This window comes from Micromonospora chersina (genome assembly GCF_900091475.1).
GTDB lineage: Bacteria > Actinomycetota > Actinomycetes > Mycobacteriales > Micromonosporaceae > Micromonospora > Micromonospora chersina.
Map to the genome: position 1 here is coordinate 5,136,880 of NZ_FMIB01000002.1, position 15,561 is coordinate 5,152,440.

The 15,561-nt window shown below is 74.1% G+C and carries 13 protein-coding genes; 10 read left to right on the forward strand and 3 right to left on the reverse strand.

The genetic code is table 11. The features are described from left to right. The first annotated feature begins 33 nt into the window (after positions 1-33). On the forward strand, positions 34-858 hold the full coding sequence (locus GA0070603_RS23980; RefSeq protein ID WP_091318149.1) for a helix-turn-helix transcriptional regulator: 825 nt from the start codon (positions 34-36) through the stop codon (positions 856-858). Between the two features lie 8 nt (positions 859-866). Here the strand turns inward: GA0070603_RS23980 and GA0070603_RS23985 are convergent, their stop codons facing one another. Beyond that, a complete protein-coding gene (locus GA0070603_RS23985; protein WP_091318152.1) occupies positions 867-1,271 on the reverse strand; it encodes a DUF5319 domain-containing protein in 405 nt (134 codons plus the stop codon). Positions 1,272-1,470: 199 nt separating this feature from the next. On the opposite strand from GA0070603_RS23985, the gene guaB reads away from it, so the two are divergent. The 4 genes from guaB (at position 1,471) to GA0070603_RS24005 (ending at position 7,192) form a co-directional block, all read left to right on the forward strand. Continuing rightward, entirely contained in the window at positions 1,471-3,033 is a 1,563-nt protein-coding gene (gene guaB / locus GA0070603_RS23990; RefSeq protein WP_091318154.1) for an IMP dehydrogenase, read from the forward strand. 30 nt (positions 3,034-3,063) lie between these two features. Beyond that, positions 3,064-4,182 (forward strand): GuaB3 family IMP dehydrogenase-related protein, encoded by a 1,119-nt coding sequence (locus GA0070603_RS23995; protein WP_091318157.1) that lies wholly within the window; start codon positions 3,064-3,066, stop codon positions 4,180-4,182. A 72-nt stretch (positions 4,183-4,254) separates the two neighbouring features. Then, positions 4,255-5,646, forward strand: a complete 1,392-nt coding sequence (locus GA0070603_RS24000; RefSeq protein ID WP_091318159.1) for a M1 family metallopeptidase — start codon at positions 4,255-4,257, stop codon at positions 5,644-5,646. Positions 5,647-5,737: 91 nt separating this feature from the next. Beyond that, a complete protein-coding gene (locus GA0070603_RS24005; RefSeq protein WP_091318160.1) occupies positions 5,738-7,192 on the forward strand; it encodes a M1 family metallopeptidase in 1,455 nt (484 codons plus the stop codon). Between the two features lies 1 nt (position 7,193). Here GA0070603_RS24005 and GA0070603_RS24010 read toward each other — a convergent pair whose 3' ends face one another. Beyond that, entirely contained in the window at positions 7,194-8,306 is a 1,113-nt protein-coding gene (locus GA0070603_RS24010; protein WP_091318162.1) for an LCP family protein, read from the reverse strand. 128 nt (positions 8,307-8,434) lie between these two features. Between GA0070603_RS24010 and GA0070603_RS24015 the strand changes: the two genes are divergently transcribed. Further along, complete coding sequence (locus GA0070603_RS24015; RefSeq protein ID WP_091318165.1) at positions 8,435-10,132, forward strand: FAD-dependent oxidoreductase; 1,698 nt, start codon at positions 8,435-8,437, stop codon at positions 10,130-10,132. Between the two features lie 68 nt (positions 10,133-10,200). Next, positions 10,201-11,754 (forward strand): glutamine-hydrolyzing GMP synthase, encoded by a 1,554-nt coding sequence (gene guaA / locus GA0070603_RS24020; RefSeq protein ID WP_091318167.1) that lies wholly within the window; start codon positions 10,201-10,203, stop codon positions 11,752-11,754. Positions 11,755-11,761: 7 nt separating this feature from the next. Here guaA and GA0070603_RS24025 read toward each other — a convergent pair whose 3' ends face one another. Then, entirely contained in the window at positions 11,762-12,139 is a 378-nt protein-coding gene (locus GA0070603_RS24025) for a PspC domain-containing protein (protein ID WP_091318170.1), read from the reverse strand. 144 nt (positions 12,140-12,283) lie between these two features. Here GA0070603_RS24025 and GA0070603_RS24030 point away from each other — a divergent pair, with 144 nt between their 5' ends. From GA0070603_RS24030 to GA0070603_RS24040, 3 genes are all read left to right on the forward strand, one after another. Continuing rightward, positions 12,284-13,231, forward strand: a complete 948-nt coding sequence (locus GA0070603_RS24030) for an NUDIX domain-containing protein (RefSeq protein ID WP_091318172.1) — start codon at positions 12,284-12,286, stop codon at positions 13,229-13,231. Between the two features lie 107 nt (positions 13,232-13,338). Further along, positions 13,339-14,283, forward strand: a complete 945-nt coding sequence (locus GA0070603_RS24035) for an NUDIX hydrolase (protein WP_425270462.1) — start codon at positions 13,339-13,341, stop codon at positions 14,281-14,283. A gap of 345 nt (positions 14,284-14,628) precedes the next feature. Further along, the gene (locus GA0070603_RS24040) at positions 14,629-15,540 is read left to right on the forward strand and encodes a CDP-alcohol phosphatidyltransferase family protein (protein WP_091318174.1); all 912 of its coding nucleotides are present in this window, start codon (positions 14,629-14,631) and stop codon (positions 15,538-15,540) included. The last annotated feature ends 21 nt before the right edge of the window (positions 15,541-15,561 follow it).

Genomic DNA, 15,561 nt, shown 5'->3' on the forward strand with positions numbered 1-15,561 from the left:
CGTGGTCTGCTCTGAGGCGGAGAGGAGACCACTGTGCGTAGCGTTCTCGTGTGCGTTCGGACACCACTCGCAGCCCAGCATTTGACCTCCGCGGCGGCGCGGCTCGGGCTGGCCGGCGTGCTCCGGACGGCCGTCTCCGATCCCGAGGTGATGCTCCGGCTCGCCGAGCGGCCGGTCGACGTGGTGCTCGCCGACACCGCCCTCACCCGGCCGGACAGCGCCGGCTTCGTCCGCCGGGTGCTCGCCCGCGCCCCGCAGGCCGCGGTGCTGCTGCTCGGCGCCGAGGAGTCGGAGGCGGCCGCGGCCACCATCAGCGCCGGGGCGCGCGGCCTCATCCAGAACGCCGACCACGACCTGACCAGCGCGGTCGCCAAGGCGCTGCTGCTGCTCTCCGCCCCCGGGCGCACGAACCGGCACCGGGTCACCGACCCGGCCCGCGACGCCGCGGCGGTCGGTGGACCGGCCCGGTCGGCCGCGCCGGGGCGTACCCCGGCCGGGGCGGCGTGGCCGGCGGGCGCGGCGGGTCCGGCGGAGGGTCCCGGTGGGGCGCCCACGGTCGTGCCCGTGCAGCGCGGCGAGGACGCCGCCGATCCGGCGGCGGCCGAGGCGGAGCCGGGGCCGGCGGGCGGCCCGCAGCGGCCGGCGCGCACCCCACGCAGTGCCATCGGGCTCACGGAGCGTGAGCTTCAGGTGCTGCTGGGCATGGCCGAGGGCAAGAGCAACGCGGAGATCGGGCGGGAGTTGTTCGTCTCCGAGGACACGGTCAAGACGCACGCCCGCCGGCTGTTCCGCAAGCTCGGTGCGCGGGACCGGGCACACGCCGTGGCCGCCGGCTTCCGCGCCGGCCTGGTCGCCTGAGCGGCCGGTCAGTCCTCGGCGGAGTCGTCGGTGCCCTCGGTGAGGGTGTCGTGCACGCCGTCCGCGTAGCCCCGGGCGTAGTCCCAGCTCACGTAGTGGTCCGGGTCGGGGTCGTACGCCGGCTCGTGCACCCGGGGCCGCCCCGAGTTGAGCAGGTGGCGCAGGTTGCCCCGGAGCAGGTCCCAGTCGAAGTAATGGGGCTCGCGGCAGTCCTCGCACTCGATCACCAGGCCGCGGACCCCGATCGGCTGGAGCAGGGCCTGGTAGATCTCCAGGTCGGCGAGGTCCTCCAGGACGTCCTGCCGCTCGACCTCGGTCAGCGGGTCGAGCGGGTCGGCCTCGCGCGGGTCGTCCAGACCGGCAGCCGGATCGGCCGGGTCGCCGTTGAACGGGTCGATGGGCTCGTCGTGCACCCCCTCACCGTAGTCCCCGACCCCCCGGAAAGTCCGCCCCCGGCGTTCCCTGTGGCGCCGCCTACCCGGGCCCGCCGCTGCCGGGGGCGGCGCAGCTCAATGGGTACGATGAAACGACGCGCCGTCACCCCGGCGTGCGCCGGTGCCCGCGCGCGCCGCCTCGCTGCAAGCCCGCCCGACCAGCTCATGGGGAGCAATCGTGGAGAATTCGCCCAGCACCGAGATCCCGGCCGGCCGCGACGGCGGTGAGCTGGGCGGCCATCTGCCCGAGCTGCCCGCCGGCTCGGCCCGGGTGGTGCCGCTCGGGCTGACCTTCGACGACGTGCTCCTCCAGCCGGGCGAGTCGGACGTCGTGCCGAGCCGGGTCAACACCCGCACCATGCTCACCCGTCGCATCGAGCTGAACGTCCCGCTGCTGTCCAGCGCCATGGACACCGTCACCGAGGCGCGGATGGCGATCGCCATGGCCCGCCAGGGCGGCATCGGCGTGCTGCACCGCAACCTCTCCGTGGAGGACCAGGCGCTCCAGGTCGACCTGGTCAAGCGCTCCGAGTCCGGCATGATCACCAACCCGGTGACCGCCAGCCCGGACGACACCCTCCGCGAGGTCGACGCGCTCTGCGGCCGCTACCGCATCTCCGGCGTGCCGGTGGTCGACGGGCAGGGCGAGCTGGTCGGCATCGTGACCAACCGCGACATGCGCTTCGTCTCGGACCCGGCCACCCCGGTCCGCGACATCATGACCCGGACCCCGCTGATCACCGCCCCGGTCGGGGTGAGCAAGGACGAGGCGCTGTCGCTGCTCCGCCAGCACAAGGTGGAGAAGCTGCCGATCGTCGACGAGACCGGCAAGCTGCGCGGGCTCATCACGGTCAAGGACTTCACCAAGAGCGAGCAGTACCCGAACGCCACCAAGGACGAGGCGGGCCGGCTCCGGGTCGCCGCCGCGGTGGGCGTCGGCGAGGACGCGTACAAGCGGGCCCGCACGCTTGTCGACGCCGGGGTGGACGTGCTCATCGTGGACACCGCGCACGGCCACCAGCGGGCCGTGCTGGAGATGGTCGCCCGGCTCAAGAAGGACGTCGCCATCGACATCGTGGGCGGCAACATCGCCACCTACGCCGGTGCGAAGGCGCTCGTCGACGCGGGCGCCGACGGCATCAAGGTGGGCGTCGGCCCGGGCGCCATCTGCACCACCCGGATCGTGGCCGGGGTGGGCGTCCCGCAGATCACCGCGATCATGGAGGCGTCCCGGGCGGCCCGACCGGCCGGCGTGCCGGTGATCGGCGACGGCGGCATCCAGTACTCGGGCGACATCGCCAAGGCCCTGGTGGCCGGCGCCGACACGGTGATGCTCGGCAGCCTGCTGGCCGGCTGCGAGGAGAGCCCGGGCGAGCTGATCTTCATCAACGGCAAGCAGTACAAGGCGTACCGGGGGATGGGCTCGCTCGGCGCGATGCAGTCCCGGGGCCAGGGCAAGTCCTACTCCAAGGACCGCTACTTCCAGCAGGACGTCCTCGCCGAGGACAAGCTGGTCCCCGAGGGCGTCGAGGGCCAGGTTCCCTACCGGGGCCCGCTCGCCCAGGTCGCCCACCAGCTCACCGGCGGGCTCCGCGCCGCCATGGGGTACGTCGGCGCCGAGAGCATCCCCGAGCTGCACCGGCGCGGCCAGCTCATCCGGATCACCGCGGCCGGCCTCAAGGAGAGCCACCCGCACGACATCCAGATGACCGTCGAGGCGCCCAACTACCACTCCCGCTGACCCACCACCCCCAACCACCTGGAGTCCCCCATGCGTGACGTGGTCGAGATCGGGCTGGGCAAGACCGCGCAGCGCGGCTACCACCTGGACGACATCGCCATCGTGCCGAGCCGCCGCACCCGGGACGTCGACGACGTCTCGACCGCGTGGCAGCTCGACGCCTACCAGTTCGGCATCCCCTGCGTCGGGCACCCCTCCGACGCGACCATGAGCCCGTCCTCGGCGGTGCGCCTCGGCCAGCTCGGCGGTCTCGGCGTGCTCAACGTGGAGGGCCTCTGGACCCGCTACGAGAACCCGGCCAAGGTGCTGGAGGAGCTGGCCGGCCTGGACGAGGACGCCCGGGCCACCAAGCGGCTCCAGGAGGTCTACGCGGAGCCGATCCGCCCCGACCTCATCGCCGAGCGGGTCCGCGAGCTGCGCGCCGGCGGCGGCACCGTGGCCGTCCGGGTCTCCCCGCAGCACACCCTGGCGCTCGCCCCGGTGATCCTCGACGCCGGCGTGGACATCCTGGTCATCCAGGGCACCATCGTCTCCGCCGAGCACGTCTCCACCACCGACGAGCCGCTGAACCTCAAGGAGTTCATCGCCGACCTCGACCTGCCGGTCATCGTCGGCGGCTGCACCGACTACAAGACGGCGCTGCACCTGATGCGCACCGGCGCGGCCGGCGTGATCGTCGGCATCGGCGGCGACGACTGGTCCACCACCGAGTCGGTGCTCGGCATCCGGGTGCCGATGGCCACCGCCATCGCCGACGCCGCCGCGGCCCGCCGCGACTACCTCGACGAGACCGGCGGCCGGTACGTGCACCTCATCGCCGACGGCGACATGCAGACCTCGGGCGACATCGCCAAGGCGCTCGGCTGCGGGGCGGACGCCGTGATGCTCGGCGAGCCGCTGTCGCTGTGCGAGGAGGCCCCGGCCGGCGGCGCCTGGTGGCACTCGGCCGCCAGCCACCCGTCGCTGCCGCGCGGCGCGTTCGAGGCGGCCGGCGAGCCGCTCGGCTCGATGGAGAAGCTGCTCTTCGGCCCGGCCGACGAGCCGGACGGCCAGCTCAACCTCTTCGGCGGGCTGCGCCGCGCGATGGCCAAGTGCGGCTACCGCGACCTCAAGGAGTTCCAGAAGGTCGGCCTGGTCCTCGACCGCTGACCGGATGAGCGACCGACGGCGCGGGTGCGGATTCCGGTCCCACCCGCGCCGTCGCGCGTCTAGGCTCGGCGGATGACGCGGGGCCGGCGGTGGTGCGTGGCGGCGCTCGCCGTCGCGCTGCTGGCCGGCGGCTGCACCGGCGACGGCGGCCGGTTCCATCCGGGCGCCGCCGACGTGGGGGACCCGTACGTGCCGGGGGCCGGCAACGGCGGCTACGACGTCGGGCACTACGCGCTGAAGGTCCGCTACGACCCGGCCGACGACCGGCTCACCGGCGAGGCCGTCCTGACCGCCACCGCCACGAAGTCCCTGTCCCGGTTCCAGCTCGACCTTGCCGGCCTGACCGTCGACCGGGTACGCGTCGACGGCGCCCCGGCGAAGCACCGGCGCGACGGCGCCGAGCTCGTCGTCACCCCCGAGCACGGCCTGCCGGCCGGGCAGCGGTTCACCGTCGACGTGACGTACGGCGGGGTGCCGCACCCCCTGCCCAGCGCCGAGCTTGGCGACGGCGGCTTCCAGGCCACCCCCGACGGGGCGATCGCGCTGGGCCAGCCCGAGTCGGCGAGCACCTGGTACCCGGTCAACGACCATCCCTCCGACAAGGCCACCTACGACATCGAGGTGACCGTCCCGGACGGGCTCGCCGCGCTGAGCAACGGGGTGCCGGGAGGGAAGGAGAGCACGGGCGGCTGGACCACCTGGCGCTGGTCCGAGGGCGCCCCGATGGCCAGCTACCTGTCCACTCTGGTCATCGGCGACTACCGGGTCACGACCGGCACGCACGCCGGGAAGCCGATCGTCACCGCGGTCGCCGCCGCGCTGCCCGCGGACGGGCCGGCCGCCGCCTCGGTGGCCCGCACCGGCGAGATCGTCGACTTCCTGGCCGGCCGCTTCGGGCCGTACCCGTTCGACGCGTACGGCGGGATCGTGCTGGCCGACGACCGGTTCCGGTACGCGCTGGAGACCCAGTCCCGGCCGGTCTACGGCCCGGGGTTCTTCCGGGGCACCCGGCCGAACACCGAGGTGGTCGCGCACGAGCTGGCCCACCAGTGGTTCGGCGACAGCGTCTCGGTGGCCCGGTGGAGCGACCTGTGGCTCAACGAGGGCTTCGCCACGTACGCGGAATGGCTCTGGGCGGAGCACGACGGCGGGCGCACCGTCGAGCGGGCCTTCGCCGACCGGTACGCGGTCACCGACTGGAGCAAGCCGTCGGTGGACCCGGGCCGGGCCGCGATGTTCGGCGACGCGGTCTACCAGCGCGGCGCGCTCGCCGTGCACGCGCTGCGCCGCGCGGTCGGCGACGAGACCTTCTTCCGCATCCTGACCGGCTGGCTGGCCGAGCGGCGCGGCGGCACCGCCACCACCGCGGACTTCATCGGGTACGCCGAGCGGACGGCCGGGAAGCCGCTGCGCGCGCTGTTCGACGCCTGGCTGGTTGGTGCGACCGCGCCGGCCCTGCCGTGACGCGGACGTGATCGATCCTGGGTAGGCTGCCGCGGGCGGAGCGGCCCCGGGCAGGGCCGCGACGGTTCTGCTCCGGAAGGGGACACACGCGATGGCGCGGCGCGGCGGACGACGACTCGGGCTGCTGACCTGCGGAGCGCTGCTGCTCGCCGGCTGCGGCGCCGGCGCGCCGGACCGGTCGACGCCGGCGTTCACCGCGCCCGGCCCGACGGCCGAGCGCAGCTTCGCGCCGGGCGGGGCCGGCGCCGGCGATCCCTACTTCCCGAGCTACGGCAACGGCGGCTACGACGTCGCCCACTACACGGTCAAGGTGCGCTACGACCCGGCGACCGACCGGCTCACCGGCACCACCACCGTGCGGGCCACGGCGACGGCCGACCTGTCGGCGTTCAACCTGGACCTGGCCGGGCTGACCGTGCGGTCGGTGACGGTGGACGGGGCGAAGGCCCGCCACGCGCGCGCCGACGACGAGCTGGTCGTGACCCCGGCCACCGGTCTCACCTCCGGCAACGGCTTCGTCGCCGAGATCCGCTACGACGGCCGGCCGGCGGCGCTCGACAACGACGTGCTCGGCGAGGGCGGCTGGCTGCACACCGACGACGGGGCGATCGCGCTGGGCCAGCCGGAGTCGGCGAGCACCTGGTACCCGGTCAACGACCACCCCTCGGACAAGGCCACCTACGACTTCGAGATCACCGTGCCGAAGGGGCTCACGGCGGTCAGCAACGGGGTCCCGAAGGGACGCAGCACCGCGGGGGACTGGACGACCTGGCGCTGGTCCGAGGGCGCCCCGATGGCCAGCTACCTGACCATGGTGGCGATCGGGAAGTTCCGGGTCACCACAGGCGAGCACAAGGGACGGCCGGTGTACAGCGCGGTCACCGTCCAGGTGGCCGACGGCGCGCCGGACCGGTCGATCGCGCGGACCGTCGAGGTGGCCGACTACCTGGAGAGCGTCTTCGGGCCGTACCCGTTCGACGCGTACGGCGGGGTGGTGGTCGCCGACGACCGGATCCGGTACGCGCTGGAGACGCAGTCGCGGCCGGTCTACTCGGCCGGGTTCTTCCGGCAGGGCGACAACACGGGCGTGGTCGCGCACGAGCTGGCCCACCAGTGGTACGGCGACAGCGTCTCGCTGCAGCGCTGGCAGGACATCTGGCTCAACGAGGGGCTGGCCACGTACGCCGAGTGGCTCTGGGCCGAGCACGCCGGGGAGTCCACCGTCCAGCGCACCTTCGAGCAGAAGTACGCGACAGCGTCGAGCCAGGTGTGGCGTACGCCGCCCGGGAAGCCGGGGGTGGCGAACCTGTTCGGCAGGTCGGTCTACGACCGGGGCGGGATGACCGTGCACGCGCTGCGGGTGGCGGTCGGCGACAGCGCCTTCTTCACGATCCTGCGCACGTGGGCGGCGGAGAAGAAGAACGGCAACGGCAGCACCGGCGAGTTCGTGGCACTCGCCGAGCGGGTCTCCGGGAAGAAGCTCGGCAAGCTCTTCGACGCCTGGCTCTACGGCACCGAGCGCCCGCCGGCCCCCAAGCCGCTCTGACTCAGTTCCGCACCCGCAGCGACGGGTGCGCGGCCAGGTACGCGTCGGCGTCGCCGCCGCGCAGCGCCGCCAGGAAGTTCCGCCCCACCGGGAGCAGTTGCTCACCCCGGTAGGACCCGCCGCTGCCCACGGCGTCGCCGGGGAGCCCGACCAGCACGAACTTCTCCGCCGGCAGGCCGCCCAGGGCGTACGCGAAGTCGACCAGCCGGCGGCCGCCGCCCACGTACACCAGGGTCCTGCCGAGCGCGCCGACCACCTGCTCGACCCGGTCCGGGTCCCGGGCCAGTTGCTGGTCGAGGATCTTCCGGGCGAGCGCCCGGATGAGCTGCTGCTGGTGCCGCTGCCGGGTGTAGTCGCCGCCGGCGGTGTAGCGCTGGCGGGCGTAGTCGAGCGCCTGCCAGCCGGTCAGGTGCCGGTTGCCCGGCTGGTAGACCATCTGCGGCCCGGTGTAGGTGCTGCCGGACCGGTCCCGGTAGCGCCCGTCCGGCCGGCGGTGGATCGAGGCGACCCGCTGGTCGACGTACAGGTCCACGCCGCCGAGGGTGTCGACCAGCTTGTCGAAGCCGCCGAAGGTGATCACCGCGCCGGCGTCGATGCGCAGCCCGGTGTACCGGCTGACCGTGGTGCGCAGCAGCTCGTACCCCTGTTCCGTGCTGGGGTGCGCCTTGTCGCCGGGCACCCGGCTGCCGTAGCTCATGGCGTGGGTGAGCTTGGTGCGGCCGCCCGGGTAGCCGGCCTTCGGGTAGGCCGGAATGTCGACCACCAGGTCGCGGGGGAGCGAGAAGAGGTACGCGCGGCCCAGCCCGGCCGGCACGTGCAGCACCAGCACGGCGTCGGCGTGCGGCTCCCAGCCCGGCACGCTGACCCGGGTGTCCACCCCGACGAGCAGCAGGTTGAGCGGCCCCTTCAGGTCGGCGCCGGGCGGCGGCGTGGGGCTGGAGGTGACGGGGGCCGGGGTGGTCGGCGCGGCGGTGGACGGGCTCGGCGTCGCCGGGCCGGCGACCGGGCCGGGCGTGGGGCGGGAGACCAGCCGTGTGGCCACCACCGCGCCGGTGCCGACCAGCATCACGGCCACCAGGGCGGCGAGCCCCAGCAGCCACCGTCGTCGCGTCATCGTGGTCTCCCTCCCCCGTGCCACCGCTCGGTGCAGGACAGATGGGATTCCCGTCGCATCGAGCGCTCTGCATGATCTGCGAAAAACTCTCGCTGGCGCTATAGCTACCCGTCGGTAATGATGCGTGCATGCGGTACGACGTGGTCGTCATCGGTTCCGGATTCGGCGGCAGCGTCACCGCGCTCCGGCTGGCCGAGAAGGGGTACACCGTCGGGGTCCTGGAGGCCGGCCGGCGCTTCGCCGACGACGAGTTCCCCCGGACCTCCTGGCGCGCCCGGCGCTTCCTGTGGGCCCCGAAGCTCGGCTGCTACGGCCTCCAGCGGATCACCCTGCTCCGCTCGGCCGACCGGAAGGCCGGCGGCGGTGTCATGGTGCTCGCCGGCGCCGGGGTGGGCGGCGGCTCGCTCGTCTACGCGAACACGCTCTACGAACCGCTCGACGCGTTCTACGCCGACCCGCAGTGGCGGGACATCACCGACTGGCGCGACGAACTGGCCCGCCACTACGACCAGGCGAAGCGGATGCTGGGCGTCACCACGTACCCGGTCGTCACCGGGGCGGACCGGGCCATGCGGGCGGTCGCCGAGCGGATGGGGGTGGGGCACACCTTCCACGCGACGCCGGTGGGCGTGCACATCGGCCGCCCCGGCGAGCGGGTGCCCGACCCCTACTTCGGCGGCGTCGGGCCGGACCGGACGGGGTGCAGCCACTGCGGCTCGTGCATGACCGGCTGCCGGCACGGCGCGAAGAACACCCTGGTCAAGAACTACCTCTGGCTGGCCGAGCGGCTCGGCGCCGAGGTCCACCCGCTCACCACGGTGACCGCCGTGCGCCCCGCCGCCGACGGCGGCTACGAGGTGCACACCGAGCGCACCGGCGCCTGGGTGCGCAAGCGCCGCCAGGTGATCCACGCCGGCCAGGTGGTCTTCGCGGCCGGCGCGCTGGGCACCCAGCGGCTGCTGCACGAGATGAAGGCGACCGGCGCGCTGCCCCACCTGTCGCCCCGGCTCGGCGAACTGACCCGGACCAACTCGGAGGCCATCCTCGGCGCCTCGGTCGGGCCCGCACAGGCCCGGCGGCGCGGCCTCGACTTCACCGAGGGGGTGGCGATCACCAGCTCGTTCCACCCCGACCCGCAGACCCACATCGAGCCGGTCCGCTACGGCAAGGGCTCCAACGCCATGGGGCTGCTCCAGTCGCTGCTTGTCGACGGCGGTCCCCACCGGGTCCGGCGCTGGCTGGGCAGCATCGTCCGGCAGCCCGCGCTGGCCGCCCGGATGCTCTCGGTACGCGGCTGGTCCGAGCGCACCGTCATCGCCCTGGTCATGCAGTCGGCCGACAACTCGCTCACCACCAGCTACCGGCGCGGCCGGTTCGGCCGCCGGCTGGTCTCCGGGCCGGGGCACGGTGCGCCCAACCCGACCTGGATCCCGGCCGGCAACGAGGCCGTCCGGCTGCTCGCCGAGGAGATCGACGGCACGCCCGGCGGGGCGGTCACCGAGCCGTTCAACATCCCGATGACCGCGCACATCCTCGGCGGCGCGGTGATCGGCGAGGACCCGGAGCACGGGGTGGTCGACCCGTACCACCGGGTGCACGGTCACCCGGGCCTGCACGTGGTGGACGGCGCGGCGGTCTCGGCGAACCTGGGCGTCAACCCGTCGCTGACGATCACCGCGCAGGCCGAGCGGGCCATGTCGTTCTGGCCCAACAAGGGGGAGGAGGACCCCCGCCCGCCGCTCGGCGCGCCCTACCGCCGGCTCGCCCCGGTGCCGCCGAAGCAGCCCGCCGTCCCCGCCCACGCCCCCGCCGCGCTGCGCCCGTGAGCAGGGCGGCGCGCGACACACCGGGGCGCGGCCCGCGCCGGCGGTGACTGTCGGTAGGCTTGCTGCACATGAGCACGCCTCGCCCCGTCCTCGTGGTGGACTTCGGAGCCCAGTACGCCCAGCTCATCGCGCGCCGCGTCCGGGAGGCGAGGGTCTACTCGGAAATCGTCCCGCACTCGATGCCGGTGTCCGAGATGCTGGCGAAGAACCCGGCCGCGATCATTTTGTCCGGCGGCCCGTCCAGCGTCTACGCGCCGGACGCCCCGCAGATCGACGCCGGGATGTTCGACGCCGGGGTCCCGGTCTTCGGCATCTGCTACGGCTTCCAGGCCATGGCCCAGGCGCTCGGCGGCACCGTGGCGCGCACCGGCAACCGCGAGTACGGCGGCACCCCGCTGCACGCCCGCCCGGAGGCCGGCGTGCTGCTCCGCGACCTCCCCGACGACCTGCCGGTCTGGATGAGCCACGGCGACTGCGTCACCGAGGCGCCGGCCGGCTTCGCGGTCACCGCCGAGTCGGCGGGCGCGCCGGTCGCCGCGTTCGAGGACCTGGCCGGCCGGCGGGCCGGGGTGCAGTTCCACCCCGAGGTCGGGCACACGGCGCACGGCCAGGAGATGCTCAGCCGCTTCCTGCACGAGATCGCCGGCATCGCGCCGACCTGGACGCCCGAGAACATCATCGACGAGCAGGTGGCCCGGATCCGGGAGCAGGTCGGCGACAAGGAGGTCATCTGCGGCCTGTCCGGCGGTGTCGACTCGGCGGTCGCCGCGGCGCTGGTGCACAAGGCCGTCGGTGACCAGCTCACCTGCGTCTTCGTCGACCACGGCCTGCTCCGCGCGGGCGAGGCCGAGCAGGTGGAGAAGGACTACGTCGCCGCCACCGGCATCAAGCTCAAGGTGGTCGACGCCCGCGAGCGCTTCCTCGGCGCGCTGGCCGGGGTGACCGACCCCGAGCAGAAGCGCAAGATCATCGGCCGCGAGTTCATCCGGGTCTTCGAGGCCGCCGCCCGGGAGATCGCGTCGCACGGCGACGTCGAGTTCCTGGTGCAGGGCACCCTCTACCCGGACGTGGTGGAGTCCGGCGGCGGCACCGGCACCGCCAACATCAAGAGCCACCACAACGTCGGCGGCCTGCCGGAGGACCTGAAGTTCGCCCTGGTCGAGCCGCTGCGCACGCTGTTCAAGGACGAGGTCCGCACGATCGGCCTGGAGCTGGGACTGCCCGAGGCGATGGTCTGGCGGCACCCGTTCCCCGGCCCGGGCCTGGCCATCCGCATCATCGGCGCGGTCGACGAGGAGCGCCTCGCCGTGCTCCGCAAGGCCGACCTGATCGCCCGGCAGGAGCTCACCGCCGCCGGCCTCGACCGGGGTGTCTGGCAGTTCCCGGTGGTGCTCCTGGCCGATGTGCGCAGCGTCGGGGTGCAGGGCGACGGGCGCAGCTACGGGCATCCCGTGGTGCTGCGCCCGGTCTCCAGCGAGGACGCGATGACCGCCGACTGGTCCCGGCTGCCCTACGAGGTGGTGGCCCGGATCTCCACCCGGATCACCAACGAGGTCGCCGAGGTCAACCGGGTGGTCCTGGACGTGACCAGCAAGCCGCCGGGCACCATCGAGTGGGAGTGACGCCGGGTCAGGCCGCCGGCGGGGTCGGCGGCACGGGCGGAATCGGCGGCTGAGGCGCCGGCCGGGGCGCGGGCTCCGGCGTGGCCGGGGCCGTGTGCGGGCCCTGCGCCGGCGGGACCGGCGGCCAGCCGGGCGCGGTGCCCGGGGGGTGCGGCCAGGCGGGCGCGCCCGCCGGCTCCTCGGGCATCAGGAACCACATGATCGGGTACGCCAGCGCGGCGAGCCCGCCGGTGAGCAGGGTGGCCACCGCGAAGGCCACCCGCACGAGGGTGGGGTCGACGGCGAAGTAGCGGCCGAGGCCGCTGGCCACGCCGGCGACCATCCGGTCGGTGACCGGCCGGCGGAGCTGCTTGTACGGGGCCTGGGAGGGGTGCGTGGAGGTCATGTCTCCACGGTCCCGCGCGGGCCGGCGGGCGACCTCGGTGACCGCCCGGACTCCTACCCTGACGCGTCCCTGAGGCGCCAGCCAAGAGTCAGGAATCTGACTCTTTTCGATGCCGGTAACGGCATCCGGGGAGAATTTCCTCCCGTGACCACCTTGCTGGAGCCGCTCCGCAGGATCGCGGCATACGCAGTTTGTGCAGATTCAGACGGCCGAGTGTTGCTGGTCCGCGCATCGGAGCGCTCCGGCACGCCCGGCACCTGGTCGCTGCCCGGCGGGGCGGTCGACCACGGTGAGGACCCCAAGCACACGGTCGTCCGGGAGACCGCCGCCGAGACCGGGCTCTCGGTCTCCGTGGCCGCCCTCCAGGACGTCCTGGCCGACATGCGGGCGCTGCCCGAACGCGGCATCACGATCCACACCGACCGGCTGCTCTACACGGTCTCGGTGCGGGGCGGGACGCTGGCCGACCGGGTCGACCGCCCCACCGACCTGGCCCGCTGGTTCACCCTCGACGAGGCCCGGGAGCTGCCGCTGCGCTCGTTCGCCGCGCGCGCCCTGGGCCTGCCCACCTCCACCGACGACATCGTGCCGGAGGAGGTCCCCGAGTTCCCCTCCTTCTACGCCGTCCCCGGCCCGGACGGGCTGCACCGGGCGCAGCGCTTCGCCGCGTACGCCGTCGTGACCGACCCGGAGGAGCGGGTGCTGCTCACCCGGGTCTCCGACGGCTATCCGGGTGCCGGCTGCTGGCACCTGCCCGGCGGCGGCACCGACTACGGCGAGCAGCCGGGCGCCGCGCTGATCCGGGAACTGGTCGAGGAGACCGGGCAGACCGGCCGCCTCGTCGAGCTGCTCGGGGTGGCCAGCCACCGGGACGCCGCCTCGCTGGGCCCGGAGGGCTACCCGATCGACTGGCACGGCGTACGCGCCTTCTACCGGGTGGTCGTCGACCAGCCCGCCCCGCCCACGGTGGCCGACGTCGGCGGCTCCACCTGCGAGGCCCGCTGGTTCCGCCGCGAGGAACTGGGCGCCCTCCCGACCGACCGCCTGACAGAGGTAACAGCCGAAGCAGTCCACGCCGCCCACCTGCTCTAACCGCCCCACCCCAACCCAACCCACCCACCCCAGGCGCGCCCGCCCGCCCCATTCCGGTGATCATGAAGTTATTGCCACGACACGCCGTCCCGGCGGGCAATAAGTTCATGATCGACGGGGCGGGGCGGGGAGGGGACCTGGTGGAGGAGCTGCGGCGGATCGGGGCCTACGGGGTTCTGCGGGATGACCATGGGCGGGTTCTGCTCGCGCGGGGGTCCGAGCGGTGTCCCTACCCGGGGGTGTGGCAGCTGCCGGGGGGTGGGATCGAGCACGCCGAGCACCCGGCGCGGGCCGTCGAGCGGGAGTTCGTCGAGGAGACCGGGCTGGTCGTCGGGGCCGGCGCCATCCGGGCCGCCGTCGCCGACGTGGCCGTCTTCCCGGCCGGCGGTGTCGCGGTGCACACCGACCGGCTGGTCTTCGACGTCGAGGCGCGCGGCGGTGAGCTGCGGCCGGAGCCGGCCGGCGGCAGCGACGAGGTGGGCTGGTTCACCCCCGACGAGGCGGCGGCCGTACCGCTGATGCCCTTCACCGCCGAGCTGCTCGGGCTGCCGGTGTCGCCGCTCCCGGCGGACCTGCCCCGGGCGCTGCCGACCGGGCCGGCCGTCCCGCCCGTCGACCGGCGGCAGCGCTTCGCCGCGTACGGGCTGGTCACCGACCCGGCCGGGCAGGTCCTGCTCACCATGATCGCCGACGGCTACCCGGGCGCCGGGAAGTGGCACCTGCCCGGAGGCGGCACCGACCACGGCGAGCAGCCCGCGGCCGGCCTGCTCCGCGAACTGGTCGAGGAGGCCGGCCAGCTCGGCCGGGTGGTCGACCTCATGGCGGTGGACAACCTGCACAACCCGGCCGCGCTCGGCCCGGAGGGCCGGCCGCTGGACTGGCACGGCGTCCGGGTGATCTACGACGTCCGGGTGGACGTCCCGACCGACGCGGTGGTGACCGAGCTCGCGGGCGGCTCCACCGCCCGGGCGGCCTGGTTCGCTCCCGAGCAGGTCAGCGGCCTGCGGATGACCGACGTGGCGGCCCGCGCAACCGGACATCGGGGTAGGTGACGCCCGCTCACCGAGCCACCGTGGGCCGCCTCCGGTACAGTCGGCTGTGGGGATTGGGCGACGAAAACGGGCGTTGAGGCCCGAGATGGGAATAAGCGAGCGGTTCGCGCGGTTAAGCGAGATATAAGTACCGCCGGCAGCTATCGCCAACCCCCTATCCCCTGTGCAATGGTGTACTCCGCAAATGGGCTGCCGGGCCCGAAAGGTCCGGCACGAGACAGCCGGACACCCGCCCGCGTGGCGGTCACCCGATCCGGTGATGGAGGAAACGTGCCGAGAGCCCCATGGCGCCGGCGTCGTACGACTGACAGTCCGCGCCCCGCAGGGCGTCGCTGGGCGGGCCGGTTGCGCCGCAGCAGCACGTTCGCCCGCCAGGTGCTGCTGGTCCGGGTGGGCCGCCGGGACGGCGCCGCCGTCACCGGGACCGACCTGGTCACCCCCGACCACCGCTGGTCCGACCGCCAGCGTCTCCGCTACGGGCGGTACGAGGCCGAGGTCGAGGCCGTGATGCCGGTCAGCCCGGCGCTCGGCCCGACGGCGCCGGTCGACGAGTCGCCGGCGATGTCGATCCCGCTGCTGCCGGGCGAGCGCACCGCCGCCCGGCGGGCCAAGTTCGCGCTGGTCAACGCCTGCACCCTGAGCAGCCTCATGCTCGGCATGCTGGCGATCTTCCTGGCCATGCAGGGCGAGGTCCGGGTCGCGGCGCTCTGCCTGATCGCCTGCGTCGCGTTCGACGGCCTCGACGGGGCGCTGGCCCGCAAGCTCAACGTGGCCAGCCCGTTCGGCGCGCAGATGGACTCGCTGGCCGACATGTGCTCGTTCGGCCTCGCCGCTCCGGTCGTGGTCTACGCCTCGCTGGCCGGCTCGGTGCCGCCGGCGGCCGCCGCGGTCGCCTGCGCCCTGGTCGCGGCCTGCGCCGCGATCCGGCTCGCCCGGTTCAACGTCTCGCCCAAGGACGGCCGGTTCTTCTGCGGCGTGCCCACCACCATGGCGGCCGCCGTGCTGGCCCTCACCGTGGCCATCGGGCTGCCGGTCTCCGGGCTGGTCATGGTCGCCGGCGTCGCGCTGCTCGCCTTCGCCATGGTGTCCAGCTTCCCCTACGCGAAGCTCGCCCGGCTGGTGAAGCTGCCGCCGTGGCTCTGGCTGGCCCCGGTGGTCGGCGCGCTCGTCGACATCCGGCTCACCTTCGCCCTCGTGGTCGTGGGCTACCTGGTCAGCGGCCCGCTGCTGTGGCTGCACCAGCGCCGCACCGCCTGACCCGTACCACCGAAAAGGGGC